Below are 25,628 nucleotides of genomic sequence, written 5' to 3'. Positions count from 1 at the left end.
ACCATCTTCACTGCCTCTTCCCGGTATTCCGGGGAGAATTTCCTCTTCGGACGAGCCAAATCACTACCTTTCCGGACCACCCCATTGTAGTGGGGTCACTGTCCGGAATCTTCGGGGCGCTTCAGACCTTGTCGGTGATGGTCGAGATGGTCTGTTTGGACACCGAGGCGCCGTACACCTCGGCCAGGTGAGCCGAGATCTCCCCGTGCGTAAGGCCCTTGGCCGACAGCGACAGCACCATCTCGTCCACCCCGGTCAGACGCCGCTGCCGCTTGCGGACGATCTTCGGCTCGAAGGTGGCGTCACGGTCCCGCGGGACGTCGATCTCGATGGGCCCGACCTCGGTGGCCACGGTCTTGGACCGGTGCCCGTTACGGACGTTCCCGCCGCCTTCACCGGCCCGCTCATGGCGGTCCCGGCCCAGATGGTCGGTGAGTTCGCCCTCGAGGGCGGACTCCAGCACCCGCTTGGTCAGCTTGGCCAGCAGACCGCCCTCACCGGTCAGCTCCAGGCCCTGCTCGCGGGCCTGGGCGACCAGCCGGCCGACCAGCTCCTGCTCGACCACGGCCACCGGACCGCGCTTCTCGTCGGGCTCGGCCACCACGGCCTCCGTCTTCACTTCAGTCGTCATCAGGTGTCACTCCTTGATCAGGAGTTACACCGAAAACCGTACAGTCCCACGAGCTCACCCGAGGATGAAAAGGGTCACGGGTCGTCCGGGACGACGGACTTTTTGTCTGCGGTGATCTCTAGGACACGAGGGCCTCCTCTCTCGTTCGGGGGGTTCTGGAAGTCAGAGCGGGGAGCCAATGGGGCTCGATCCGTTTCGACTCACCGCTGCCCCTCTGGGCGTTTGTGCTGGTGAAAGGCTTGTTTGATGACTTCCTTCGACTCGGTTCGATCTCCGGAGAGGCTGCGCGGCTAATGCGGGTTTAACCCTCTCGGGCGTCTCATGGCTTTTCGCTGGGGCAGCGGGCTCTGGCGGAGAGGATGTGATGGGGAATCGGGTTTGGGGTGCCGTGCTGGTGGTGCCGCTGGTCTTGGGGCTGTCGGCGTGTGGTGAGGACGATGGGGGGAGCGGGGTCGCGAGCGTGGGGGGCGCGGCGGCCACGGCGTCTGCTTCGGCTTCGCCTACTGGGTCGCTTTCGCCGGAGGACGCGGAGCTGAAGTTCGCGCGGTGCATGCGGGAGAACGGGGTCGACGTGCCCGATCCCGGTGGTGAGGAGCCGATGCGGCTGGGGAAGGGGGGCGACCGGAAGAAGCTGGAGGTGGCGCTGGACAAGTGCCGGCAGTGGCTGCAGGCGGGCGGGAAGATGCCCGACCTCAAGGACCCGAAGGTGCGCGACCAGTACGTCAAGTTCGCGCAGTGCATGCGCGAGAACGGGGTGGACCTTCCGGATCCCGGGCCGGACGGGCAGATCAAGCTCCCGACGGGGAAGGTCGACCGGAGCAAGATCGACAAGGCGCGGGAGGCGTGCGGGGAACTCCTGCCGGGGGCCGGGAAGTGAGGCGGGGCGTGGTCGCAGGTGTCGCCGTCGTGGTGGTGGGCGGGGGTGGTGCCCTGGCCTGGACGCTGGACGGGGGTGAGGCGGCGGCCGGGCCCGCGTCCCCGGTGGCCACCGCCGTTGTGAGTCGGGGTGATCTCGTCGATACCGAGAAGGTCGACGGGACGCTCACTTATGGCGACCCGCGTGAGGTTTGGGCGGGGGCGTCCGGTGTTGTGACGTGGGCGCCGGAGCCGGGACGGACGGTCAAGCGGGGCGGGACGTTGCTCAAGGTGGCGGGGCGGCCGGTCACGTTGATGTACGGCGGCAGCCCCATGTACCGCGCGCTCGGGGAGGGGGACTCGGGGCGCGATGTCCGGCAGCTCGAAGAGAACCTCAGGGCTCTCGGGTACGGCGATATGACCGTCGATGAGCAGTTCACCGGGGCGACCGAGGCGGCGGTCAGGGAGTGGCAGGACGCCAGGGGCCTTGAGGAGACCGGACGGGTCGACGGGAGCCAGGTCGTGTTCCTGGGGGGAGCCGTGCGGGTCCGGGAGGTCAAGGCGCCGGAGGGGAAGCGGATCGCCCAGGGGCAGCCCGTCCTGACGGTCGCCGGGACGAAGCGGGTCGTGCACGTCGATCTTGAGGCCGACAAGCAGGACCTCGCGAAGGAGGGCGCTGCGGTGGCGGTCGAACTGCCTGGTGGTCGTACTGTCAAAGGGAAGATCACTGATGTGGGCGGCGTCGCCGAGTCCACGGGGTCGGGGCAGGAGAAGAAGACCACGGTCGATGTCGACATCTCGATCGGGGGCGGGACGGGGCGGCTGGACGAGGCGCCCGTCACCGTGGAGCTGGAGAGCGAGCGCAGGGAGGACGTCCTGTCGGTGCCGGTGGAGGCGCTGCTGGCGCTGCGCGAGGGCGGGTTCGGGGTCGAGGTCGTCGATGCCGGTGGGCGGCGCCTGGTGCCGGTGGAGGCGGGGGTGTTCGGCGGGGGGCGCGTCGAGATCAGCGGGGCCGGGATCCGCGAGGGCGTGAAGGTCGGGGTGCCGGCCGGATGAGCGCGCACGGAATCGTCGAGCTGGCCGGGGTGACCAAGGAGCACGCGGGCGGTGTCGCCGCATTGCGGGGCGTCGACCTGGTGATCGCGCCGGGGGAGCTGGCCGCGATCGTCGGGCCGTCCGGGTCCGGGAAGTCGACGATGCTGCACATGATCGGGACGCTGGACCGGCCCAGCGGGGGCGTGGTGCGGGTCGCCGGGCACGAGGTCGCCGGCCTCGGCGACCGGGAGCTGTCGGCGCTGCGGGCCCGGCATATCGGGTTCGTGTTCCAGCAGTTTCACCTGGCCGCCGGGGTCAGCGCCCTCGACAACGTCGCCGACGGCCTGCTCTACAGCGGGGTTCCGCTGAAGGAGCGGAGGGAGCGGGCGCGGGCGGCTCTGGAGCGCGTCGGGCTGGGGGAGCGGACCGGGCATCGGCCGCACCAGCTGTCGGGCGGCGAGCAGCAGCGGGTCGCGGTCGCGCGGGCCGTCGTGGGGGAGCCGGACCTGCTCCTCGCGGACGAGCCGACCGGCAACCTCGACACCGCCGCGGGCGCCGAGGTGCTGGCGCTGCTGGACGAGCTGAACCGCGCGGGCACCACCGTCGCGATCATCACCCATGACCTGGAGGTCGCCTCCCGCGCGCCGCGCCGGATCAGGCTGAGGGACGGCCTCGTCGTGGCCGACGAGCGGGCGGGGGTGGGCAGCCGATGAGGGACGCGCTCGCACCGGCGCGGCTCGGCGCCGGCGACGTCGTGCGGGTCGGGCTCGGCGGGCTCCGGGCCAGGCCCGCGCGGGTCGTGCTGTCGGCGCTCGGCATCGCGATCGGGATCGCCACGATGGTCGCCGTCATCGGGATCTCGTCGTCCAGCAAGGAGGACCTGCTGCGCAGGCTGGACCGGCTCGGCACGAACCTGCTGACGGCCAAGCCGGGCGACACGTTGTTCGGCGAGACGGCGGAGCTGCCGGAGACGGCGCCGGAGATGGTGCGCCGGATCGGGCCGGTCACCGCGGTCGGCGCGACCGGCGCCACCGACGCGACCGTCCGGCGCACCGACCGGATCCCCGACGAGGTCACGCAGGGCATCTCCGTGCAGGCGGCCACCACCGGCCTGCTCGGCACGCTCGGTGTGGAGACCGCGAGCGGGCGCGGGATCGACGCGGGCACCGGACGGTATCCCGGCGTCGTCCTCGGCTCGGAGGCGGCGCGGCGGCTCGGCCTGGACCGGGCGGGCGGGCAGGTGTGGATCGGCGGCCGGTGGTTCGTCGTCCTCGGCGTCCTGCGGCCCGCCGAGCTGGCCCCGGAGATCGACCGCTCCGCCCTCGTCGGCTGGGACGCCGCGGAGCGGTACCTCGGCTTCGGCGGGCATCCGACGACGATCTACGAGCGGTCCACGGACGCGTCGGTCAACGACGTCCGGGACGTCCTCGCCCGGACGGTCAACCCCGAGCATCCCGAGGAGGTCGAGGTCAGCCGCCCCTCGGACGCGCTGGAGGCCAAGGCCGCCGCGGCCGGGGCGTTCACCGGGCTGCTGCTCGGGCTCGGCGCCGTCGCGCTGCTGGTCGGCGGGGTCGGCGTCGCCAACACCATGGTGATCTCGGTGCTGGAGCGGCGCCGCGAGATCGGGCTGCGCCGGTCCCTCGGCGCGACCCGCGGGCAGGTGCGGGTGCAGTTCCTCGCCGAGTCGCTGCTGCTGTCGGCGTTCGGCGGCGCGGCCGGGGTCGTCCTCGGCGCGGCGGTGACCACCGGGTTCGCGCTGTGGAAGGGCTGGCCGCCGGTCGTGCCCGCATGGGCGCTCGGCGGTGCCCTCGCCGCGACCCTGGCGATCGGGACGGTCGCGGGCCTGTATCCGGCGATGCGCGCGGCGCGGCTTCCGCCGACCGCGGCGCTGGCGGCGGCCTGAGTCTGGTCACGCTCCGGCGTCCCGGGGCATGATTGTGACGCCGACGACGATCCGCCCCCGGGGAGGTGCCCGATCCGCCATGCCGGTGCCACGTCCGCTCCGTGAGCGCTGCCGGGAGTTCCTCGGGATCGACGGGGAGATCCGCTACATCTTCCCCGCGATGGCCTACGGCGGAGGGGCGGGCTTCATCTTCGTCGTCACCGACGAGCAGATCGCGGTGATCTCCACCGGTGCGCTGAGCCGCAGCACCCCGAAGACCGTCTGGGGCAGCTACCCGCGCGGCACCCGCATCGGGCCGGTGGAGACCGGCGCCGGCGCGTCGTTCGAGTTCGCCGGCGCCGTGTTCGAGGTGGACGACGAGTACGTCCCTGTCGTCAACGCGGCGGACGCGGAGATCTTCGCCCGCGACAGCCTCCCGCGCGACCCCCTGCCCGACCTGTGATCCCGGAGGGTCACGTCGCGGCGGTCTCGGCGGTCTCGGCGGCGGGCTTGGACGCCGACGGGCCGCGCAGGAACAGGAACATCACCGGCACCAGGTAGGCCGCCCACATGACCAGCTGGAGCCAAGTGATCTGCGGGGTGACGTTCAGGACGCCCTGGAAGACCGTCTGCATCCAGTCGCCGGCGTCGCCGAACTTGGCGAAGAACAGGTGCGGCTCCACCGCGACCGCGTGCAGGCCGGGGAACACCTCGGCCTCCTGCAGGTCGTGGAAGCCGTACCCGAACACGCCCGCGGCGACGACGATGAGCGCGGCGCCCGTCCAGGTGAAGAACCGCCTGAGGTTGATCTTGAGGCCGCCCCGGTAGAGCAGGTAGCCGAGCACGATGGCGACCGCGAGGCCGAGGAAGGCGCCGGTGATCGGCTGGGCGGAACCGCCGGACGAGTTGGAGATGTTCGTCCAGAGGAACAGCGCGGTCTCCAGGCCCTCGCGCCCGACGGCGAGGAACGCGACGGCGGTGAGGGCGAGCGGCCCGACGTTCAGCGCGCCCTCCAGCTTCCCCTCCAGCTCCGCCTTCATGAACCGGGCGGTGCGCCGCATCCAGAAGACCATCCACGTCACCAGGCCCACGGCGATGATCGACAGGACGCCGCCGAACAGCTCCTGCGTCTTGAACTGCATCTCCGACGACGCGGCGCTCAGCGCGATGCCGAACGCGAACGACAGGGCGACGGCGATCGCGATGCCCGTCCAGACGGGGACGAGGGCGCGGCGGTTCCCGGTCTTCACCAGATACGCGATCAGGATGCTCACGACCAGGGCGGCCTCGAGCCCCTCGCGCAGGCCGATGAGGAAGTTGCCCAGTAGCATCGCCGCACTCCTCGGAGGTCACAGACGTTTAGGCAAACCTAACCTAAGCCGATCTGAGCTCCGCGCCCACCCCTCGCGAACATCGACCCCATCACGGCCGGGCCCCAGAGGTCAGAGCTCGCCCTTCGTTTCGAGGCGGAGGAAGGCCTTGGCCAAGGGCTGGGCGGTGAGTTCGACCTGCCAGCCGCGGGCGCCGAGCTCGCGCAGCGCGGCGCCGATCGCGGACGCCGACGACTCGGCGGGCGGCGTCCACGCGAGCCGGCGGACGAAGTCGGGCTGCACCAGGTTCTCCGACGGCATCGAGTGCTCGTCGGCGAGCGCGGCGACGACGGCGCGGGCCGCGGTGAGCCGCTTGGCGGCCTCCGGGTCGCGGTCGGCCCAGCGGTGCGCGGGCGGCGGGCCGTCGCCGGGCAGGTTGGACTCCGGCAGCGCCCGGTCGGACAGGTCGCGGGCGCGGGCGACGGCGCGCAGCCAGGCCGACTGGTGCCGGCGGGCGCCGCGGCCCCGCATCGTCGACAGGGACTGCAGCTCGGCCGGGGTCTTCGGGGCCTTCTGCGCCAGCTCGATGATCGCGGCGTCCTGCAGCACCCGCCCGGGGGACAGGTCCCGCTCGCGGGCGATCTTGTCGCGCGTCTCCCACACCTCCCGGACGGTGGCGAGCGCCCGCCGGTTGCGCACCCGGTGGATGCCCGAGGTGCGGCGCCACGGGTCGGGGCGCGGCGGCTTCGGCGGCGTGGACAGGATCGCGGCGAACTCCTCCAGCGCCCACTCCAGCTTGCCCGCGGCCTCCAGCTCCTCCTGCAGCGCGTCGCGCAGCTCGACCAGCAGCTCGACGTCGAGCGCGGCGTAGCGCAGCCAGTCCTCCGGGAGCGGCCGCGTCGACCAGTCGGCCGCCGAGTGCCCCTTCTCCAGGACGAAGCCCAGCACGTTCTCGACTATCGAGCCGAGCCCGACCCGCGGGTAGCCGAGCAGACGCCCGGCCAGCTCGGTGTCGAACAGCCGCCGCGGCACGAGGCCGACCTCGGCCAGGCAGGGGAGGTCCTGGTTGGCGGCGTGCAGCACCATCTCGGTGTCGGCGAGCGCCGCGTCCAGCCCGGACAGGTCGGGCAGCGCGATCGGATCGATCAGCACGGTGCCGGCGCCCGCGCGGCGCAGCTGGATCAGGTAGGCGCGCTGCCCGTACCGGTAGCCGGAGGCCCGCTCGGCGTCGACCGCGATCGGGCCGGTGCCCGCGGCGAGCGCCGCGATGACACGTTCCAGGTCGGCCGCCGCGGTGAGCACCGGGGGGACGCCCTCGCGCGGCTCCAGCAGCGGGACGGCGGGGGGACCGGTGCCGGCCTCCGCGCCCACCGGGCCCGGTTCCGTCCGGGCCGGGCCGGGAACGCTCCCGGCTGCCGCCGCCTCCGCCGTCTTCTCCGCCCCGGCGCCCGTGTCGGGGCCGGTCGCGCGCGTATCGGACACTCCCACTGCTTCCGTGTTCTCCCCCGCCGCCTCGGTCTCGGACGCTGTGCTCACGCCCCCTACCGTACGTCGCTCAGCCGCCCCCGCCGCCCGGCCGGTCCGGCAGGGCCGCGACGCCGGTCGGCGGCAGCCCGGCCGTGGTGCACATCACCTCGCACCACGCCAGCACGTGACCGGTGAGATCGTCGCCGGCCGGCGACCAGGAGGCGCGCAGCTCCAGCTCCGTCGTGGACGGCTCGCCGCGCTTGTCGCCGAAGCTCTCCGACACCGCGCGGGTGACCGTGCCGGAGACGCCGGCGTACCCGGCGGGCTCCAGCGCCTCCAGCAGCCAGTCCCACGCGACGGAGCCGATGAGCTCGTCCGCGGCGATGTCGGGCTCCAGGTCGGCGCGGATGTAGGCGACGACGCGGAACCCGTTCGTCCAGCCGGACCGGCCCTCGGGGTCGTACAGCACGATCAGCCGCCCGGTGGCGACCTCGGTGTCGTCGTCGCGGTAGACGCTGCCGGACATCGCCGCCGCGTACGGCGCGAGGCGCTGCGGGGCGGGCATGTCCTCCAGGTCGAGCTCCGGCCGGAGGGCGGGGCCGTCGAGGATCTCGCGCAGCGTGTCGGCGGCCCGCTGGAAGGCAGGTGGGTTCATGGGTGGACCGGCCTGATCGCGGGGGAGTGACGGGTTGCGTGGGACCGGCTCGGGCGGGCGGGGCCGGGACGGGGTGCCGCCGCACGGGGCGACGGGGGGACGCGGAGGGGAGAAAGGCACGGCACAGGTGGTTTCGTCTCGGGGGCGGGGCCGGTCAGGCCACGGCCCGCACGGTGGTGGCGCGGTCCCGCGCCGGTCCGGCGCCGGCCACCCGGACGGGGGCCGGGGCGATCACCGGCGGCAGGCCGACCAGGATGGCCGTGCCGCAGCCGGTGCAGGCCCTTTCGGGGCACTCCTCGCCATGACCGTCCGGACACGGCGGCTGCTCGAACGCACGTTCATCACCGCAGGTGGAGCAGTACAAGGGGGAACCTCCCTCGGCTATGACACGCATCACGTTCGCACGCGCCGGTGACAGAATGCGGGACTTCGCTCGGCGTGTCCGGAAGTTCATGCCGTCGCACGCGTCACTCCTGTGCCTTGGCAACGCGATTCGTGGGACCATCGCCACGTGACCGCTGACTTCACCCGCCCGAACGACGACCCCGCGAATCCGCCCGGCAGCGGTGGCCTCGCGGACAGCCCCTTCCTGCTGGCCTGCCGGCGCCGGCCCGTGCCGCACACGCCGGTGTGGTTCATGCGCCAGGCGGGCCGCTCCCTGCCGGAGTACCTGCGGTTGCGCGAGGGCGTCCCGATGCTGGAGTCGTGCACCCGGCCGGAGATGATCGTGGAGATCACGATGCAGCCGGTGCGCCGGTACGCGGTCGACGCGGCGATCTACTACAGCGACATCATGGTCCCGCTCAAGGCGATCGGGATCGACCTCGACATCAAGCCGGGCGTCGGGCCGGTCATCGCCGACACGGTCCGCACCCCGGCCGATCTGGACGCGCTGCGCCGGCTCGACCCCGGCGACGTCCCGTACGTGGCGGAGGCCGTCGAGGGCCTGGTCGGCGAGCTCGGGGACACCCCGCTGATCGGGTTCGCCGGCGGCCCGTTCACGCTGGCCTCGTACCTGATCGAGGGCGGCCCGTCCAAGAACCACGAGCGCACCAAGGCCATGATGTACGGCGAGCCGGAGTTGTGGTCCGCCCTCCTCGGGCGCCTCGCCGACCTCACGATCGACTTCCTCAAGGTGCAGATCGCGGCCGGCGCGAGTGCCGTGCAGGTCTTCGACTCGTGGGTGGGCGCCGTCGCCCCGCAGGACTACCGCGAGTCCGTCCTGCCGCACACCCGCCGCGTCTTCGCCGAGATCGAGCCGCTCGGCGTCCCGCGCATCCACTTCGGCGTCGGGACGGGCGAACTGCTCGGCCTGATGGGCGAGGCCGGGGCGGACGTCGTCGGCGTCGACTGGCGAGTCCCGCTGGACGAGGCCGTCAGCCGCGTCGAGCCGGGCAAGGCCCTGCAGGGCAACCTCGACCCGGCGGTCCTGTTCGCGCCGTGGGAGACCGTCGAGGGCCGGGCCCGCGACGTGCTGGCCCGCGGCCGCACCGCCGAGGGGCACATCTTCAACCTGGGCCACGGCGTCCTTCCGTCCACGGACCCGGACGTGCTCGCCCGCCTCGCGGACCTCGTCCACGAGGCGAGCGCCGAGGCCGCGCGGCAGGGCTGAGGCCGCGCGGCCGGGTCCGCGTCAGGCGGGCGGCGGCGGTCCGGCCGCCCCCGCAGATCCCGCCGGGCGCTCCGGCGGTGCCCCGTCGCCGGAGCCGACGGCGGCCTTCTCAGGCTCGGGCTCGGGCCGCGGCGCCGGGCCGGGCGCGCCGGCCAGGCCCCAGCGTGAGAGGCGGTCGCGCAGCCGGTGCCGGAATACCAGCACGGGGATGCCGAGCACGGCGGCCGTGACGAGGAACGGCAGCAGCCAGCCCAGCACGGTGGCGAGGGCGCCCATGAAGGCGGTGAACGCGCCCCAGCCGTTCTGCAGGCCGCCGACGAAGCCGCCGCGGGGCTCCTCCTGCTTCTTCGGCGCCGCGGGCTCGGTCACGATCGTCACGGTCACGGTCGCGAACGCGGTGCGGTGCGTGAGCGACTTGTGGCGCGCCTGGAGCGACTCCAGGTCGGACTCGCGCTCGGCGATCTCCTGCTCGACGTTGATGATCTCGCTGACCGAGTTCGCGCGTTCGAGCAGCTTGCGGAACGACTCCAGCGTGGCCTTCGCCGACCGCACCCGGGCCTCGACGTCGGCGACCTCGCCGGTGACGTCCTCGGCCTGCTGGCTGAGCGAGAGCTTGGTGCCGAGCTGCGTGCCCAGCTGGTTCAGGACGTCGGTGTACCGATCGGTCGGGATCTTCAGCGCGATCTCCGAGCGGGCGGGGGCGCTGGACGTCGACTCCTGCTCGACGTAGCCGCCCGCCGTCGTGACCATCTGCTTGGCCTTGGTGGCGGCGCTCTCCACGTCGCCTGCCCGGACCCGCAGCTGCGCCGAGTGGACGACCTCGCGCGCGGAGGGCAGGGGCGGCTGCGCCCGGCTTCCGCCCCCGGAGCCGCCCCCGGTCGCACCGGACTGCTTGCCCGCCCCGCTCGTCGCGGCCGGCGCTCGGGCACCGCCGCGGTCGACCGTCTCGGAGGACGCTCCCGATGAATCGCTTCCGCCGCCCGAGCATCCCGCCAGGACTCCGGCGAGCAGCAGGACGACCAGTGCACTGGTGATGTTCCTGACGATCCGCATGAGGCTTGGACGGGGGTGACGCACATCACCGTTCCGGAAGGGGGATCGCGATGCGGGAACGGTGAGGGCACGCGCGGATCACGGCCCGGCCCCCGCGCGGGCCGTGATCCGCACTCCCGCCGGGGCCAGCCGTCGGTCAGGACGGCCGGGGGTGTGACGCCCGCCGCTCCGGACGCCCCGGTGCGCGGTTCCGCGGGGCGTCTGGAAGGCTGGAGGCATGTCCACGTCCCATGCCGTTGTCGTCGGGGGCGGCATCGCGGGCCTCGCCGCCGCGCGCCTGCTCGCCCGGGGCGGCGTACGGGTGACCGTGCTGGAGGGCTCCCCCCGGATCGGCGGCAAGCTGCGGGTCAGCGAGATCGCCGGGATCCCGGTGGACGAGGGCGCCGAGTCGATGCTCGCCCGCCGTCCCGAGGGCCTCGACCTGGTGCGCGACCTCGGCCGCTCCGGCGACCTGGTGAACCCCGGCACCACGTCCTCGGCGATCGTCAGCCGCGGGTCGCTGCGGCCGATCCCGTCCGGGCAGGTGATGGGCGTCCCGGCCGACCTGAAGGCGCTCGCCGCCTCCCAGGTGCTGTCGCCGGCCGGGCTGGCGCGCGTCCCGCTCGACCTGGTCCTGCCCGAGACGCCGCGCGGCACGGACGTCTCCGTCGCGGACTACATCGGCGCCCGCCTCGGCCGCGAGGTCGTCGACCGCCTCGTCGAGCCGCTGCTCGGCGGCGTCTACGCCGGACGCGCCGAGCTGCTGTCGTTCGACTCCACCCTGCCCGCGGTCGCCGCCGCCGCGCGCAGCCACCGCTCGCTGATGCACGCCGTCCAGGGCATCCGGGACGCCGCGCCCAAGGACCCCGGTCCGGTCTTCGCGACCCTGCCGGGCGGGCTCGGGACGCTCCCGCACCTGGTGGCCGGCGACATCGAGGAGGCCGGCGGGACGGTCCGGACCGGCGCGATGGTCCGCGAGCTCCGCCGCCGCGAGCACGGCTGGCGGCTCACCGTCGGCCCGGCCCGCGCCCCCGAGCACCTCGACGCCGACGCCGTGGTGATCGCGGTCCCGGCGGCCCCCGCGGCCCGGCTGCTGGAGCACGACGTGCCCGCCGCCGCGCGGGAGCTGGCCGCCATCGAGTACGCGAGCATGGCGATCGTCACGCTGGCCTACCGGGCCACCGCGTTCCCGCGGCTCCCGAGGGGCAGCGGCTACCTCGTCCCGAACGTCGAGAGCGACCCGGACAGCGGCGGCCGGGGGGTCAAGGCCGTCACGTTCAGCTCGGTGAAATGGCCTCACCTGCGCGAGCGCGAGCCCGGCGTCATCGCGGTGCGCTGCTCCGTCGGGCGGTTCGGCGAGGAGCGCACCCTCCAGCGCTCCGACGGGGAGCTGGTCGCCACGGCCATGGCCGAGCTCGCCGCGACCTGCGGCGTCACCGAGCTGCCTGTGGAGACCCGGGTGACCCGGTGGGGCGGCGGCCTCCCGCAGTACAACGTGGGCCACGCCGACCGCGTGGCCAAGGTCCGGGTCGCGGTCGCCGCGGCGCCGGGGCTGGCGGTCGCGGGCGCCGCCTACGACGGCCTCGGCATCCCCGCGTGCATCGCCTCCGCGCGGGCGGCGGCGGCCCGGGTGCTGGACGACCTGCGCAGTCGAGAAGGAGAGGATCATGACCGAGCCGGCGGGCAAGCCGAAGGCACGCGAACTCAATAACGTCATCCGCTACACCATGTGGTCGGTCTTCCGGGTCGCCCGGCCCGGCACGGCCGGCGACACGGAGGCCGCCGAGGTCCAGGACCTGCTCGACCAGGCGGCGCAGAAGGACGTCACCACCCGCGGCGCCTACGACGTCGCCGGGCTGCGCGCGGACGCCGACTACATGTTCTGGTGGCACGCGCCCACGTCCGACGACCTCCAGGAGGTCTACACCCGGTTCCGCCGGACGGCCCTCGGCCGCGCGAGCGAGCCGGTGTGGTCGCAGATGGCGCTGCACCGCCCCGCGGAGTTCAACAAGAGCCACATCCCCGCGTTCCTCGCCGACGAGGAGCCGCGCGGCTACGTGTGCGTGTACCCGTTCGTCCGGTCGTACGAGTGGTACCTCCTGCCGGACGAGGAGCGCCGCGCCATGCTCGCCGAGCACGGCAGGATGGCGCGCGACTACCCCGACGTACGGGCCAACACGGTGTCGGCGTTCGCGCTCGGCGACTACGAGTGGATGCTGGCGTTCGAGGCCGACGAGCTGCACCGCATCGTCGACCTGATGCGGCACCTGCGCGGCGCGAGGGCGCGCCTGCACACCCGCGAGGAGGTGCCGTTCTACACCGGCCGCCGCAAGCCTGTCGCCGAACTGGTCGCCGGACTCGCCTGACGCCGATCACCTCAACTCGGCGGAGGATGGGGCGAATCCGCAGTAAAGTGCCGTCCGTGACCGAGTCTCCCGCCAAGCACTCCCGCGGACGGCACGCCAAGCCCCCGCCCAAGCTCGCGATCCAGTGGAACCGGATGGTCGGGGCGCTGCGGGAGTCGCGGCGGCTCCGGCTCGCCGCCTCCGGCGGGGCGACCGCGGTCGTCGCGGTGGCCGTGGTCGCCGGCCTCCTGCTGCTGCCCGGCGGTTCGGAGTCGGGGTCCCGCGCCACCGTCGCCGCCCGCACCGGATCCACGCCGTCCCCGCACGAGAGCGCCGAGGCCGTCGGGGACCCCGACGAGATCACCGACGCGGTGCCGTACTTCGAGACCAAGGACCCGGACAAGAAGGTCGTCAAGCACGTCACCGAGGTCCGGCGCAGCGGCACCTTCGTCCGCGTCTACACCGATCTGGGCGAGGAGGACGAGAACTCCCGGCCCGCTCTCGACCTCTGCGAGTGGACGACCCAGTTCCTGGAGGACGGCGGCGACGACGAGCCCCGCGTCTTCGTCCACGGCAAGAGCGACGACAACGGCAGCGTCGTCCTCGCCAACAAGCAGAGCGACAAGGACGACTGCGAGGTCGGAGAGACCCGCTAGTCGCCCCCGCCCCCGCCCGCGCCTCCGCCGCCGGCATCGCCTCCGGAACCCCAGCCGTCGCCGTGCGAGTCCCCCTCGGCGTCGCCGCCGGCGCCCAGCCCCAGACCCCGGCCGCGCGTCCGGCCTCCGGGGGCCCCTCTGGGGAGGCTGATCGGCTCCGGGTCGTCGCTCTCCAGGATCTCCCGCATCCTGGCCTCCTCGATCCCGGCCGGGCCGATCATGGCGACCCGGAGGACGGGGGACGGCTCGTCCGCCCCCTGCCCGGTGAGCCGGCGGCGGGCCTTCACGCCCTTGCGGGTCCGGCGGCGCAGGCCGCGGCGCAGCAGGCCGTCCTCGGCCAGCTTCTGCGCGATAGGGCGCATCTCGGGCGACGTCGCGGCCGCTGAGATCACCTGCCCGAGCAGCCGTCCCACGTCCGGGATCTCCCTGAGCACGGCCTCCTGCACGGGGTCGTCCGATTCGCGCATCACGGCGTCGATCCGGTGCGTTCCCCGGGAGACCCTGACGCGGCGCTGCCGGTACAGGACGAAGATCGCGGTCTCGACGACCCGTCTCGGCCCCCCGCACAGGTACGCCGTCTCGTAGGGATCGATCTCTTCCATGGGCGCCCTCCGGGCGGCGTGCCGTCGCCCATGAAGACGCCTGGACGCTCGCTCCGGTTGGCCTATTCGGCGGGTTCGAGGGTGAGCGAGACCGAGTTGATGCAGTAGCGGTCGTCGGTGGGGGTGTCGTAGCCCTCGCCGTGGAAGACGTGGCCCAGGTGCGAGTCGCACACGGCGCACCGCACCTCGATGCGGACCATGCCGAGCGAGCGGTCCTCGATCAGCGTGACCGCGTCGGAGTCGGACGGGGCGTAGAAGGAGGGCCAGCCGCAGTGGCTCTCGAACTTGGTCTCCGACCGGAACAGCTCGGTTCCGCAGGCGCGGCACCGGTACACGCCGACCGTCTTGGTGTCGGTGTACTCGCCGGTGAAGGGCTTCTCGGTGCCCGCTTCGCGCAGCACGTGGAACTCCTCGGGGCTGAGCTGCGCCCGCCACTCGTCCTCGCTCTTGCGGATCTTCTCCATACCCCCGACCGTACCCGGCACCTTGTCCGACCGGTGGGTTAGCGTGCAGGCATGGCCTCGCCCTTCATCGAGATCCCGGTCGGGGATCGGCTCGTCAAGGTGACCAATCCCGACAAGGTCTACTTTCCCGAGCACGGCTACACCAAGCGGCAGCTCGTGGAGTACTACGTGGCCGTCGGGGACGGCATCCTGCGCGCCACGCGCGACCGCCCGACGACGCTGGAACGCTGGCCCGCCGGGGTCTTCGAGGGCGCCAAGATGGCCACCCGGGAGGACTACGCCCGCGGCCAGGCGGGCATGGGCGCCGGAAAGTCCGACGCGTTCTACCAGAAGCGCATCCCGAAGGGCGCGCCGGACTGGGTGCAGACCGCCCGGATCGCCTTCCCGAGCGGGCGCTCCGCCGACGAGGTCTGCCCGACCGAGGTCGCCGTGATCGCCTGGGCGGCGAACCTCGGCACGCTGACGTTCCACCCGTGGCCCGTCCGCAAGGGCGACGTCGACCATCCGGACGAGCTGCGCATCGACCTCGACCCGCAGCCCGGCACCGGCTTCTCCGACGCCGTCCGGGTGGCGCTCGGCCCGGCCCGCGACCTGCTGGCGGAGCTGGGCTACACCGGCTACGTCAAGACGTCCGGCAAGGGCGGCGTGCACATCTACGTCCGGATCCAGCCCCGCTGGACGTTCACCGAGGTCCGCCGCGCCGCCCTCGCCTTCGGCCGCGAGGTCGAGCGCCGCGCACCCGCCGAGGTCACCACCAAGTGGTGGAAGGAGGAACGGGGCGAGCAGGTCTTCATCGACTTCAACCAGAATGCGCGCGACAGGACGATCGCGTCGGCCTACAGCGTCCGCCCGGCCCCGCACGCTCCGGTCTCGGCCCCCGTGACCTGGGACGAGCTGGCCGACGCCGACCCGCACGACTTCACGATCGCCACGATGCCGGCCCGGTTCGCCGAGCTCGGCGACCTCCACGCGTCCATCGACGAGGAGTCCTTCTCCCTGGAGGGCCTCCTGGAGATGGCCGACCGCGACGAGAACGACCACGGCCTCGGCGACATGCCGTACCCGCCGAACTATCCGAAGATGCCCGGCGAGCCCAAACGCGTCCAGCCCAGCAAGGACACCGACAACCAGTAGGGAATATCCGCCGCCGCGCCTCGATTTGAACCGTCGTGCAGATGGTCGAGTCGAAGGTGGAAGTATGACCTCGTTGAACGTCCGGTACCTCGGCGGCCCGAGCGCGATCCTGGAGATCGGAGGCGTGCGGCTCCTCGTCGACCCGACGTTCGACGCGCCCGGCGACTACCCGATCGGGTCGCGGAAGCTGACCAAGACCATCGGCGCGGTCGTCGGCCCGGACGAGATCGGCGCGGTCGACGCGGTCCTGCTCTCCCACGACCAGCACCCGGACAACCTGGACACGGCCGGCCGGGCGTACCTGGCGGACGTCCCGCTGACGCTGACGACGGAGACCGCCGCCGGGCGCCTCGGCGGCACGGCCCGCGCGCTGCCGAACTGGGAGCACACCGAGCTGCCGCGCCCTGACGGCGGGACGCTCCGCGTCACCGGCGTCCCGGCCCGGCACGGCCCGGACGGCACCGAGCACCTCACCGGCCCGGTCACCGGGTTCGTGCTGTCCGGCGAAGGCGTGCCGACCACCTACGTCAGCGGCGACAACGCATCGCTCGACGTCGTGCGGGCCGTCGCCGAGCGGTTCGCCCCGGTCGACGTCGCCGTGATCTTCGCCGGCGGAGCGCAGACCCCGCTCATGGGCGACGCCCACCTGACGCTGACCAGCGAGGGCGCTGCCGAGGCCGCCACGATCCTTGGCGTCGCCCAGGTCGTCCCGCTGCACTTCGAAGGCTGGGCGCACTTCTCCGAGGGCCGCGACACGATCGCGCCCGCCTTCGACAAGGCCGCGCTCACCGACCGCCTCCACCTCCTCGACCCGGGCGAGAGCATCGCCCTGTAGGGCGTGCTTGAGGCCCGCCGACTCGGGGGCGGCGGGCCTCAAGGACGCTCGGTGGAGCCGGTCGGGTCAGTAGAGCTTGCGCTCCTGGACGGGCAGGTCGACCTTGGACGGCCCGCGCCACGTCGTGCTCGTCCGCGGCGGCGCGACCAGGGTGTTCACGTCCTCCTCGGTCGCGACGACCGGGATGCTGATGGAGCTTCCGCGCAGGTCCACCGTCACCCGGGCGCCCGTGGGCGTCTCGGTGTTGTAGTCGGCGTCCGTTCCGGCGAGGACGAGCGCCAGGCGGTGGCCCTTCTTCAGCACGTACTCCTGGCTGAGCGTCTCCCAGTCGACGGTGTAGTAGCGGCCTGGCGTGAGCGGCCGGGGCCGGCTCAGCGACCGGTCGTTCTGGGCGTCGAGCCAGCCGCGGGCGACGACGTTGACGGGCGAGGCGACCGTCGTGACCTCCGTCTGCTTGTAGCAGGCGTCGTCGGACGGGGTGCTCTCACCGTGGCAGTCCTCGGTGTCGAGCGTCCGGATGCCGGACCCGGCGCCGAGGTAGTTCACCCGGGTGTCCTCGCCGTAGTCGACGAGCAGCGCGGTGACGTTCGACGTCGGCTTGTCCAGCTTGATCCGCAGCCGCGCCGCGGGAGTGCCCGACAGGCGCCCGGTCTTCGGCAGCGGAGCGGAGACGAACGCGGCCCGGTACGGCTGCGCGGTCGTCGGGTCGGCCACCATCGCGCTCTCCGGGTGGCCGTCGCCTCGCGGGCCGGCAGCGTCGGTGAACGCGGCCGTCGTACCCCCGGCCGCGGGCTTCAGGCCGAGCGAGCCGTCCGCCCCCGGCCGCAGGACGAGGGTGCGCGCGTCCCGGGACGGCCAGTCCCGCTGGGTGATCCACTGGTCCGGCCCGACCTCGATGTCGGCGCGCGGCTCCCGCATGATGCCGTTCGGGATCTTCTGCAGCTCGTGGTCGAACCACCGGTGCAGGGTCCGCACCCAGTCGTCCCGCCGGATGTCGAACGGGTCGACGTGGCCGCGCTGCGACAGCCACACCTTGCGCTCGACGCCGCGCTTCGCCAGGGCCTCCCACCAGAGCGCGAAGTGGTCGTCCTTCACGTTCAGGTCGTTGACGCCGTGGTAGGCGAAGATGCTGGCGCGGACCTTGCGGGCGTCGGCGATCGTCCCGTTCCGGTAGTCGGCGGTCTTCCAGTAGGCGTTGTAGTTGCCGGTCGCGTCGTCCTCGCCCTCGTCGAGGCCGGCGTTCACGGCGGCGCACTTGGCGGGCGGGTCGGTGTCGACGTAGTCGGCGAGTCCCGGCTGCTCGTCCGTCCAGTACTTCACGCCGTTCATGCGGCTGTACTGGTACCAGCTGCTGATCGCCGCGATCGGGACGATCGTCTCCAGCCCCTGCACGCCGGTCGCCGCGACGCCGTTGGCGAGCGTCCCGTCGTAGGACTTGCCGATCATGCCGGTGCGGCCGGTCGTCCACGTCGCCTTCACCGGGCTGCCGTCCGGCCGGAAGGCCTTCGCGCGCCCGTTGAGCCAGTCGACCACGGCCTTGCCGCCGAGGACGTCGCTCGGACCGCCGCTCACGGGGCAGCCGTCGGAGCGGGTCGTCCCCACCATGTCCACGGCGAGGAACGCGTACCCGCGCGGCACGAAGTAGTTGTCGTAGAACAGCGGGAACTTCACCGGGTTCCCGTTTGCGTCGTAGGTCTTGAGCTCGCTCTCGTTGCCGCGCCCGGCGTTGTCGTAGTACGGGCTCTCGTCCATGATCACCGGGACCTTGAGGCCGTTCTCGGTCTCCTTGGGCCGGACGATGTCGACGTTGACGCGGTCCTTCCTGCCGTCCCCGTCGCTGTCCACGCCGGACTCGACGTAGACGTGCTCGCGGATCGCGTCCTTGTAGGAGAAGACCGGCTGGGTCACGCCGCCCTTCACCACGATCTTGGGGGACGTCCGGGCCAGCGCCGTCGCGCCGCCGCCGGTGCCGGCGAGCGCGACGCCCGTCAGCACGGCCACCGTCATCGTCCGCCGGGTTCGTCTCAGGGATCGCCTGGCCAACCCGCACCTCCGGTCATGAAAATGATCTCCGTTGGGCCACAGGTTCCTCGCCCGGCGGCGCGGGGTAAAGGGCGGCGCACGACGAACTCGGACCGGATTTGGTCACGTCCTGCCCTTGCGCCTCACGGTCTGTCCGCAACCGTGATACCGGTCCGTCCGTGACGGCGGCGAGGGATGCCCGGCGTGCTTGCCGGGCACCCCCGCCTCCATGGGTTGGAGCTACCGCAAATCACTACGCAAGGGACCGTTCCGGATCAACCTGTCCAGGAAGGGTGTCGGGCACAGCGTCGGGACGCGCGGCGCCCGCTACACCCGCTCCGCGGACGGGCGCCGGCACATGACGTTCCGCATTCCCGGAACGGGCCTGTCCTGGCGCCGCCCCCTCGGCCGGCGCCGCTAGCCGCGCTTCGCGCGGTTCACCGCCGACAGGACGGCCTCCACAGCCGGTGAGCACCGACGTGTCGAGGCCCGCGCCCCACGCCGTCACCCCGTCCACCCGGCATTCGGCGTAGGCGGCGGCCATGGCGTCGGGGCCGGCCTCGGTCGAGTGCTCGGCGTAGTGGAGGACGTCCACCTTGATCCCCGCCGCGGCCAGCGCGCCGGTGAGGGCGTCCAGGGGGCCGTTGCCGGAGCCGGTGCACTCGCGCTCGTCCCCGTCGACGGCGATGACACCGGTGAAGTCGTGCCGCGCCGAGCCCGTCTCCTGCGAGCGCCCCTGCGCAGGAGCCTGGGACGTCCGCCAGCCGGCCACCGTGACCGGCCCGGTCCGGTCGAGGTACTCGGCGCGGAACAGGTCCCACAGCTCCTCCGCGGTGACCTCCTCGCCGCTGCCGTCCGTCGCCCGCTGGACGACCTGGGAGAACTCGATCTGCAGCCGGCGCGGCAGGTCCAGCCCGTACCCGGTCCGCAGCAGGTAGGAGATCCCGCCCTTCCCCGACTGGCTGTTCACCCGGATGACCGCCTCGTACCCGCGCCCGACGTCGGCGGGATCGATCGGCAGGTACGGGACGTCCCACGGCAGCCGCTCCGGCGGCACGCCCTGTTCCTCGGCGCGCCGGGCGTGGCGGGCCATGCCCTTGCCGATCGCGTCCTGGTGCGTCCCCGAGAAGGCCGTGTAGACCAGGTCGCCGCCGTACGGGTGCCGCTCGTGGACGGGCAGCCGGTTGCAGTACTCGACCGTCCGGCGGATCTCGTCGATGTCGGAGAAGTCGATCCGCGGGTCGACGCCCTGCGCGTGCAGGTTCAGCGCGAGCGTGACCAGGTCGACGTTCCCGGTCCGCTCGCCGTTGCCGAACAGGCAGCCCTCGATCCGCTGCGCGCCCGCGAGCAGCGCCAGCTCCGCGCAGGCGACGCCCGTCCCGCGGTCGTCGTGCGGGTGGACCGACAGGATCACCGCGTCCCGCCGGGCCAGGTTGCGGTGCATGTACTCGATCTGGTCGGCGTACACGTTCGGCGTGGCGATCTCCACCGTCGCCGGCAGGTTCAGGATCACCGGGCGGTCGGGCGAGGCGTCCCACAGCCCGGTGACCGCGTCGCAGACCTCCAGCGCGTAGTCCGGCTCGGTGACGTTGACCGTCTCGGGGGAGAACTCGACCTGGTCGCGCTCGTCGACGTCCGGACGTCCGACACCGCGCACGGCCGCGCCGCCCACGCCGCCCTGGTGGAGGCGATCCGCATCCGGGACCCCGCCGCCGCGGGGCGGATCATCAGAACCGAACTCCACGGCACCCTCGAAGCCATCCAGCGCGGCTAGGCCAGGGCCGACAGGAGGGGCGGGAGGTCGCCGTCGTGGACGATGGTCAGGCGGCGGGTGGCGCGGGTCATGGCGACGTAGAGGTCCTGCCCGCCCTTGGGCGACTCGGCGAGGATGCCGGACGGGTCGACGACGATCACCGAGTCGAACTCCAGGCCCTTGGCCTCCTCGGTCGTCAGCACGACGACGGGGGAGTCGAGGGCCTCCGGAGTGGCGCCGGCGGCGGCGTCCGGGAGGGCGTCCAGGGCGGCGGCGTGCCGGGCCGCCGAGGTGATGACGGCGAGGCGGCCCTCCTTGAAGGCGCCGCCGATGTCCTCGCCCCCGGTGACCAGGGACAGTTCCGAGTGGACGAGGGACGGCAGCTCGGCGACCGGCAGTGCGACCGCGGCGGGCGGCGGGCCGTCGTCGCGGACGGGTTCGGGCGGGGTCTGGTCGGGAGCGACGGCGGCGAGGACGTCGGCGGCGACCCGCATGATGGCGGCCGGCGTGCGGTAGTTGACGAGGAGGCGCTGCTCGCGCCAGCGGCCCGGCACGTAGCGGTCGAGCATCTGGCCCCAGGACGCGGCGCCCGCGGCGCTGCCGGTCTGCGCGATGTCGCCGACGACGGTGAGGGAGCGGGTCGGGACGCGGCGCATCACCGTGCGCCAAACCATCTCGGAGAGCTCCTGGGCCTCGTCGACGATGACGTGGCCGTACGCCCACTCGCGGTCGGCCATGGCGCGCTGGGCGGTGGTGAGGACGGGGCCGTCGTCGTGGTGGCGCTCGGCGAGCTCGCCGGCGGAGATCACGTCGCGTGCGGACAGGAGGTCGGTGGTCCCGGCGGTCTCGATGACCTCCCGGGCGTAGCGCTCCTCCTCGGCCTGCGCGGCCCGCGCGGCCCGCTCCCGGGCCCGGTCGGCGGAGTCGTCCTTGCCGAGATGCTCGGCGGCCTCGTCCAGGAGGGGAACGTCCGAGACCGTCCACGGTGAGCCGGACGGGCGGTGCAGGAGCGCGCACTCGGCGGGGGAGAGGCCGGCCTGCGCGCCGACGCGGGCGAGCGCCTCGGGATCGGCGAAGAGGTCGTCGAGGAGCTGCTGGGGCGTCAGCTCGGGCCACAGCCCGTCCAGCGCGGACCGGACGGCCGGGTCCTGCCACAGGGCCTCTTTGGCGAGACGGAGGTCCGTCTCGTCGAGGAGGGGTTCGTCCTCGGCCTCGTCGATGAGCTCCTGGAGCCAGTCGGGGAGCCCGCCGGACTTCGCGATCTCCTCCAGCGGCTCGTCCATGATGCGGTCGTACTGCTCCGCCCGGTTGAAGGCGAGCGCCTCCAGCATGTCGTGGACGAACCGGCGCCGCTGCATGTTGTGCGGAAGGTGCAGCGCGCGGGCGCGGTCGCGGATCTGCTCGCACCTGGCGGCGTCCACTTCCAGGACGAGGTCGTCGGTTCCGATGCGCAGGCCGTCGGCGGGCGCGATCTGCCGGTCGCGGACGGCGGCCTCGACGAAGTCGGCCATGCGCAGGCCTCCCTTGACGACGGCGGACGCCGGGGTCTCGGCGGCCGTCGCCTTGAGGCCCGGGTACAGCTCGCCGACCGTGGCCAGCGCGACGTCGGTCTCGCCCAGGCCCGGCAGCACCTGCTCGATGTAGCGGAGGAACGTGGCGTTGGGGCCGACGACGAGCACCCCGCGGCGTTCGAGGACGTCGCGGTGCGTGTAAAGGAGGTACGCGGCCCGGTGCAGGGCGGCGACCGTCTTGCCGGTGCCGGGACCGCCCTGGACGACCAGCACGCCATGCAGGCCCGACCGGATGACCTGGTCCTGCTCCTCCTGGATGGTCGCGACGACGTCGCTCATCCGGCCGGTCCGGCGGCGGCGGAGCGTGGCGAGGAGGGCGGCCTCGCCCACGATGCCGCGGCGTTCCGACTCCGCCAGGCCCTCCAGGTCGAACACCTCGTCGTCCAGCCGGACGACCTCGCGGTGCCGCAGGTGCAGGTGACGGCGGCGCGCGAGCGTGCCGGGCGCGCCCGGCGTCGCGGTGTAGAACGGGCGGGCCGCCTCGGCGCGCCAGTCGATCAGGATGGGCTCGCGGTCCTCGTCGCGGAGCCCGATGCGGCCGATGTAGAACGTGTCGCCGGGGCCGTCGGCACCGGCGCGGTGGTCGATGCGCCCGAAGCACAGGCCGTGCTCCACACCGCCGAGCCGGGCGAGGCGGCGGGTGGCCTCCTCGGCGGCGACGGCGCTCTCCAGGCGCGCCTGGAACACGCCGCCTCCTCCGGCCGGCCCCCGCCGCAGCGCGGCCTCCGCCCCCGCCCGCTCGGCGTCGAGCCGCGCGTACACGCGGGACACGTACTCCTGCTCGGCACGCAGCGCGGCCTGCCGGGCTTTTTCTTCGCGCTCGGGGTTGACAGCATCCGCTTGACGGAGTCCCATACCTCGGGTACACTCCTATTCATAGGATTGGTGATCTGTGTGCGTAGTCTGTAACGCGCTAGCCTAGCATCCTTCTCTCCGCGCTGCCCGATCTTCCCGGCGCCTGCGGAAGATCTTCTCCGTTGCCGCGGACGTCATCCGCGCGTGCCCCGAGGCCACCGGCCTTCATGAGGCTGTCCGGCGATCACTGCCGGGCCGGCGCCGGGGCGCGAGGCGCCCCGGCCGCGCGGGTCCGGCGCCGGACGCGGCGCGGCGCCGGACTCCGGTCAGCGGTCGACGCGCGGGCTCGTCGCCTGGCCGCCGAAGATGTCGGCGAGGTCGTAGGCCACGGGGACCTCCAGCTGCTCGTAGGTGCAGGAGCCCGGGGTCCGGTCGGGCCGCCAGTTGCGGAAGCGGGCGGTGTGCCGGAACCGGTCGCCCTCCATCGCCTCGTACGCCACCTCGACCACCAGTTCGGGACGCAGCGGCACCCAGCTGAGGTCCTTCTTGCCCGTCCAGCGGGAGATGGCGCCCGGCATGCGGTCGACGGTGGCCTCCGTCTGGTTCGCCCACTCAGACCAGGGATGCTGGGAAAGATCCTCCAACCGGTAGGGCTTCAGCTCCTCGACCAGCTCCGCCCGGCGCTTCATCGTGAACGACGCCGCCACCCCCACGTGCTGGAGGTGCCCCTCGGAGTTGTAGAGGCCGAGCAGCAGCGACCCGACGATGGGCCCCGACTTGTGCCAGCGGAAGCCGGCCACGACGCAGTCGGCGGTCCGCTCGTGCTTGACCTTGAACAGCACCCGCTTGTCCGGCTGGTACGGGATGTCCCGCGGCTTGGCGATGACGCCGTCCAGCCCCGCGCCCTCGAACTCCTCGAACCAGCGCAGCGCAAGGTCGTAGGAGTCGGAGGCGGGCGTGACGTGGATCGGCGCCTTCGCCCCGGACAGCACCTCGGTCAGCCGCCGCCGGCGCTCGCCGAGCGGCACCTCCAGCAGCGACTCGTCCCCGAGCGCGAGCAGGTCGAACGCGACGAACGACGCCGGGGTGTTCTCCGACAGGAGCTTGATCCGCGATGCGGCGGGATGGATGCGCTGCTGGAGGGCGTCGAAGTCGAGGCGCGTCCCCATCGGCAGCACGATCTCGCCGTCCACCACGCACCGCGGCGGCAGCTCGCGCAGCGCCGCCTCGACCAGCTCGGGAAAGTAGCGGGTGAGCGGCTTCTCGCCCCGGCTGGACAGCTCCACCTCGTCGCCGTCCCGGAAGACGATGCAGCGGAATCCGTCCCACTTGGGCTCGTACAGCAGGTCGCCCTTGGGCATGGTCTTGACCGCCTTGGCCAGCATCGGCGGCAGCGGCGGGCTGATCGGCAGGTCCATCCCCCCATCTTGCGCCCCCGCACCGACAAAAGGACACGCCGGGGGCGCGATACGGGGTTCGATACTGTGCAGGTCATGCGCCGTCTGCTGCCCGAGCCCCCCGCCGGCGCCGCCGCCCCCGCCGCCGACCCGTACGAGGCCTACGCCGACCTGCCGGGCCTCCGGCTGGGTATGGTCATGAGCGTGGACGGCTCCGTCACCGACGCCGAGGGATGGACGGACGGTCTCGGCGGCGCCGCCGACTTCCGCGTGTTCCGGACCCTGCGGGCACTGGCCGACGCGATCCTCGTCGGTGCCGGGACGGTCCGCACGGGACGCCTCGGCCCGGCCCGCCTCCGGCCCGATCTGCGCGCGCGCCGCGCCCGCCCGCCCGCGCCGATCGTCGTCGTGAGCCGCTCCGCCGACCTTGATTGGACGCTCCCGCTGTTCACCGAGGCCGAGACGGCCACGCTCGTCGTGACCTCACGCGGCGTCCGGCACCGGGTTCCGGACCACGTCCAGGCGGTCGCCGCGGGGGAGGACGACGTCGACCTGCCCGCGGCCGTCACGATTCTCCGCGAGGAGCTCGGATACGAGCACCTGCTCTGCGAGGGCGGTCCTTCCTTGGCCACCGCGCTCATCCGGGCGTCCCTCGTCGACGAGCTGTGCCTCAGCATCGCCCCGACCCTGCTCGGAGCGCGGCGCCACACCCGCCTCCTGGACGGGCTGAACGCCGAAATACCGCTCACCCCCACGGCCCTCTACCTGGACGAGGGCGTGCTGTTCGCCCGTTACCGGCTGCGGGTGTAACGCAGGAAGAGGAAGCCGTTGTCGTCCTGGAGGACGTGGGCGAGCTTCAGCTCGGACGGGACGGCCAGGGACGGGCCGTCCAGGATCCGTGTCGGGTGCCCGGAGAGCAGCAGGGGGCTCAGCGTGAGGCACAGCTCGTCCAGCAGCCCGTGCGCCACCACCTGTGCGAGGACCCCCGGACCGCCCTCGCACAGGAGGCGCCTGTGGCCGCGGGCGGCCAGCTCCCGGACCGCGGCGGGGAAGTCGAGCGTGTTCTTCCCGGTGACGATGACGTCGGCGCGTTCCCGGGCGGCCGCCAGCCGGTCCGGGTCGGCGGACCCGGCCGCCAGCACGATCGTGCGGCTCTGCGCCTCGGTGAAGACCGGCGCGTCGAAGTCGAGGTCGAGCGTCCGGGACACGATCGCCAGCGGCGGGACAGGCGGCCTGCCGTCGCGCAGGCCGTCCCACCCCGCGCTCGGACGGACCGGCCCGTAGCCCTCGGCGCGCACGGTGCCGGCGCCGACGATCACGACGTCGGCGAGCCCGCGCAGCAGCAGGAACAGGTGCCGGTCGGAGGAGTTGCCGAGGCCGCCGCTGCGCGCGTCGCGCTGCGCGGCACCGTCCAGGCTGGCCACCATGTTGGCCCGCAGCCAGGTGGTGCCGGACGGGTAGGCGTAGCGCTCGGCGAGATCGGCCTCGCCGGGCTCCGGAGAGAGCGTCCGCATGAGGTCTCAAGCTACTCGACGCCGGACGCGCGGAGTGACCGGCCGTACACCAAGTTTCGCG

Annotated in this window: 24 protein-coding genes and 2 pseudogenes; 13 read left to right on the top strand and 13 right to left on the bottom strand. The window is 73.1% G+C overall.

Annotation, left to right across the window (positions count from 1 at the left end):
* Positions 1 to 124: 124 nt before the first annotated feature.
* Positions 125 to 571 (bottom strand): annotated as a pseudogene (locus ABGB11_RS37155) (transposase); the annotation flags it as partial.
* A 610-nt stretch (positions 572 to 1,181) separates the two neighbouring features.
* Here ABGB11_RS37155 and ABGB11_RS37150 point away from each other — a divergent pair.
* The 5 genes from ABGB11_RS37150 (at position 1,182) to ABGB11_RS37130 (ending at position 4,866) form a co-directional block, all read left to right on the top strand.
* Positions 1,182 to 1,508, top strand: a complete 327-nt coding sequence (locus tag ABGB11_RS37150) for a hypothetical protein (RefSeq protein WP_347640179.1) — start codon at positions 1,182 to 1,184, stop codon at positions 1,506 to 1,508.
* Between the two features lie 8 nt (positions 1,509 to 1,516).
* Complete coding sequence (locus ABGB11_RS37145; protein ID WP_347640178.1) at positions 1,517 to 2,542, top strand: peptidoglycan-binding protein; 1,026 nt, start codon at positions 1,517 to 1,519, stop codon at positions 2,540 to 2,542.
* Complete coding sequence (locus ABGB11_RS37140) at positions 2,539 to 3,234, top strand: ABC transporter ATP-binding protein (RefSeq protein WP_347640177.1); 696 nt, start codon at positions 2,539 to 2,541, stop codon at positions 3,232 to 3,234. Before ABGB11_RS37145 ends, ABGB11_RS37140 begins: the two co-directional genes overlap by 4 nt.
* Positions 3,231 to 4,424 carry an ABC transporter permease gene (locus tag ABGB11_RS37135; protein WP_347640176.1) on the top strand — a complete coding sequence of 398 codons (1,194 nt, stop codon included), beginning with the start codon at positions 3,231 to 3,233 and terminating at the stop codon, positions 4,422 to 4,424. The genes ABGB11_RS37140 and ABGB11_RS37135 overlap by 4 nt, the downstream gene beginning before the upstream one ends.
* Before the next feature lie 79 nt (positions 4,425 to 4,503).
* The gene (locus tag ABGB11_RS37130; protein ID WP_347640175.1) at positions 4,504 to 4,866 is read left to right on the top strand and encodes a hypothetical protein; all 363 of its coding nucleotides are present in this window, start codon (positions 4,504 to 4,506) and stop codon (positions 4,864 to 4,866) included.
* 10 nt (positions 4,867 to 4,876) lie between these two features.
* On the opposite strand, the gene efeU is transcribed toward ABGB11_RS37130, so the two are convergent.
* The 4 genes from efeU to ABGB11_RS37110 form a co-directional block, all read right to left on the bottom strand.
* On the bottom strand, positions 4,877 to 5,734 hold the full coding sequence (gene efeU / locus ABGB11_RS37125) for an iron uptake transporter permease EfeU (protein ID WP_347640174.1): 858 nt from the start codon (positions 5,732 to 5,734) through the stop codon (positions 4,877 to 4,879).
* A 111-nt stretch (positions 5,735 to 5,845) separates the two neighbouring features.
* Positions 5,846 to 7,084 carry a ribonuclease D gene (locus ABGB11_RS37120; protein ID WP_347640184.1) on the bottom strand — a complete coding sequence of 413 codons (1,239 nt, stop codon included), beginning with the start codon at positions 7,082 to 7,084 and terminating at the stop codon, positions 5,846 to 5,848.
* A gap of 184 nt (positions 7,085 to 7,268) precedes the next feature.
* Positions 7,269 to 7,835, bottom strand: a complete 567-nt coding sequence (locus ABGB11_RS37115; protein ID WP_021600136.1) for a DUF3000 domain-containing protein — start codon at positions 7,833 to 7,835, stop codon at positions 7,269 to 7,271.
* Positions 7,836 to 7,989: 154 nt separating this feature from the next.
* On the bottom strand, positions 7,990 to 8,199 hold the full coding sequence (locus tag ABGB11_RS37110; protein WP_347640173.1) for a hypothetical protein: 210 nt from the start codon (positions 8,197 to 8,199) through the stop codon (positions 7,990 to 7,992).
* Between the two features lie 225 nt (positions 8,200 to 8,424).
* On the opposite strand from ABGB11_RS37110, the gene hemE reads away from it, so the two are divergent.
* Positions 8,425 to 9,447 (top strand): uroporphyrinogen decarboxylase, encoded by a 1,023-nt coding sequence (hemE, locus tag ABGB11_RS37105; RefSeq protein ID WP_347640183.1) that lies wholly within the window; start codon positions 8,425 to 8,427, stop codon positions 9,445 to 9,447.
* Between the two features lie 21 nt (positions 9,448 to 9,468).
* Here hemE and ABGB11_RS37100 read toward each other — a convergent pair whose 3' ends face one another.
* Entirely contained in the window at positions 9,469 to 10,500 is a 1,032-nt protein-coding gene (locus ABGB11_RS37100; protein WP_347640172.1) for a DUF4349 domain-containing protein, read from the bottom strand.
* A gap of 217 nt (positions 10,501 to 10,717) precedes the next feature.
* Between ABGB11_RS37100 and hemG the strand changes: the two genes are divergently transcribed.
* The 3 genes from hemG to ABGB11_RS37085 are packed head-to-tail and all read left to right on the top strand — an operon-like array spanning position 10,718 to position 13,480.
* Complete coding sequence (hemG, locus tag ABGB11_RS37095; RefSeq protein WP_347640171.1) at positions 10,718 to 12,190, top strand: protoporphyrinogen oxidase; 1,473 nt, start codon at positions 10,718 to 10,720, stop codon at positions 12,188 to 12,190.
* Entirely contained in the window at positions 12,147 to 12,845 is a 699-nt protein-coding gene (gene hemQ / locus ABGB11_RS37090; RefSeq protein ID WP_347640170.1) for a hydrogen peroxide-dependent heme synthase, read from the top strand. Before hemG ends, hemQ begins: the two co-directional genes overlap by 44 nt.
* A gap of 56 nt (positions 12,846 to 12,901) precedes the next feature.
* Complete coding sequence (locus ABGB11_RS37085; RefSeq protein ID WP_347640169.1) at positions 12,902 to 13,480, top strand: hypothetical protein; 579 nt, start codon at positions 12,902 to 12,904, stop codon at positions 13,478 to 13,480.
* On the opposite strand, the gene ABGB11_RS37080 is transcribed toward ABGB11_RS37085, so the two are convergent.
* Positions 13,477 to 14,253 carry a TIGR04222 domain-containing membrane protein gene (locus tag ABGB11_RS37080; RefSeq protein ID WP_347640168.1) on the bottom strand — a complete coding sequence of 259 codons (777 nt, stop codon included), beginning with the start codon at positions 14,251 to 14,253 and terminating at the stop codon, positions 13,477 to 13,479. The two genes, ABGB11_RS37085 and ABGB11_RS37080, sit on opposite strands and share 4 nt — an antisense overlap.
* Complete coding sequence (msrB, locus tag ABGB11_RS37075) at positions 14,145 to 14,546, bottom strand: peptide-methionine (R)-S-oxide reductase MsrB (protein WP_347640167.1); 402 nt, start codon at positions 14,544 to 14,546, stop codon at positions 14,145 to 14,147. Before msrB ends, ABGB11_RS37080 begins: the two co-directional genes overlap by 109 nt.
* Before the next feature lie 51 nt (positions 14,547 to 14,597).
* Here msrB and ABGB11_RS37070 point away from each other — a divergent pair, with 51 nt between their 5' ends.
* A complete protein-coding gene (locus ABGB11_RS37070) occupies positions 14,598 to 15,680 on the top strand; it encodes a DNA polymerase domain-containing protein (protein WP_347640166.1) in 1,083 nt (360 codons plus the stop codon).
* A gap of 64 nt (positions 15,681 to 15,744) precedes the next feature.
* On the top strand, positions 15,745 to 16,515 hold the full coding sequence (locus tag ABGB11_RS37065; RefSeq protein WP_347640165.1) for an MBL fold metallo-hydrolase: 771 nt from the start codon (positions 15,745 to 15,747) through the stop codon (positions 16,513 to 16,515).
* Positions 16,516 to 16,581: 66 nt separating this feature from the next.
* On the opposite strand, the gene ABGB11_RS37060 is transcribed toward ABGB11_RS37065, so the two are convergent.
* Positions 16,582 to 18,522 (bottom strand): Xaa-Pro dipeptidyl-peptidase, encoded by a 1,941-nt coding sequence (locus tag ABGB11_RS37060; protein WP_347640164.1) that lies wholly within the window; start codon positions 18,520 to 18,522, stop codon positions 16,582 to 16,584.
* 244 nt (positions 18,523 to 18,766) lie between these two features.
* Between ABGB11_RS37060 and ABGB11_RS37055 the strand changes: the two genes are divergently transcribed.
* Positions 18,767 to 18,958: a DUF4236 domain-containing protein gene (locus ABGB11_RS37055; protein ID WP_347640163.1), complete on the top strand. Its 192-nt coding sequence runs from the start codon at positions 18,767 to 18,769 to the stop codon at positions 18,956 to 18,958.
* On the opposite strand, the pseudogene ABGB11_RS37050 reads toward ABGB11_RS37055, so the two are convergent.
* The 3 genes and pseudogenes from ABGB11_RS37050 to ABGB11_RS37040 all read right to left on the bottom strand — a co-directional run.
* Positions 18,955 to 20,149, bottom strand: a pseudogene (locus tag ABGB11_RS37050) (2-isopropylmalate synthase); the annotation flags it as partial. The gene ABGB11_RS37055 and the pseudogene ABGB11_RS37050 sit on opposite strands and share 4 nt — an antisense overlap.
* A gap of 158 nt (positions 20,150 to 20,307) precedes the next feature.
* Positions 20,308 to 22,716: an ATP-binding domain-containing protein gene (locus ABGB11_RS37045; RefSeq protein WP_347640162.1), complete on the bottom strand. Its 2,409-nt coding sequence runs from the start codon at positions 22,714 to 22,716 to the stop codon at positions 20,308 to 20,310.
* Positions 22,717 to 22,982: 266 nt separating this feature from the next.
* A complete protein-coding gene (locus ABGB11_RS37040) occupies positions 22,983 to 24,074 on the bottom strand; it encodes an ATP-dependent DNA ligase (RefSeq protein WP_347640161.1) in 1,092 nt (363 codons plus the stop codon).
* A 75-nt stretch (positions 24,075 to 24,149) separates the two neighbouring features.
* On the opposite strand from ABGB11_RS37040, the gene ABGB11_RS37035 reads away from it, so the two are divergent.
* The gene (locus ABGB11_RS37035) at positions 24,150 to 24,863 is read left to right on the top strand and encodes a dihydrofolate reductase family protein (RefSeq protein WP_347640160.1); all 714 of its coding nucleotides are present in this window, start codon (positions 24,150 to 24,152) and stop codon (positions 24,861 to 24,863) included.
* Here ABGB11_RS37035 and ABGB11_RS37030 read toward each other — a convergent pair.
* The gene (locus ABGB11_RS37030) at positions 24,845 to 25,567 is read right to left on the bottom strand and encodes a pyrimidine reductase family protein (protein WP_347640159.1); all 723 of its coding nucleotides are present in this window, start codon (positions 25,565 to 25,567) and stop codon (positions 24,845 to 24,847) included. The two genes, ABGB11_RS37035 and ABGB11_RS37030, sit on opposite strands and share 19 nt — an antisense overlap.
* Positions 25,568 to 25,628: the final 61 nt, after the last annotated feature.

Origin of the sequence: Actinomadura sp. B10D3, from assembly GCF_039871695.1 — a bacterium.
GTDB classification, from domain to species: Bacteria; Actinomycetota; Actinomycetes; order Streptosporangiales; family Streptosporangiaceae; genus Spirillospora; species Spirillospora madurae.
The sequence above is the reverse complement of the archived record's forward strand: the minus strand, read 5'-3'. Positions and strand labels throughout refer to the sequence as shown.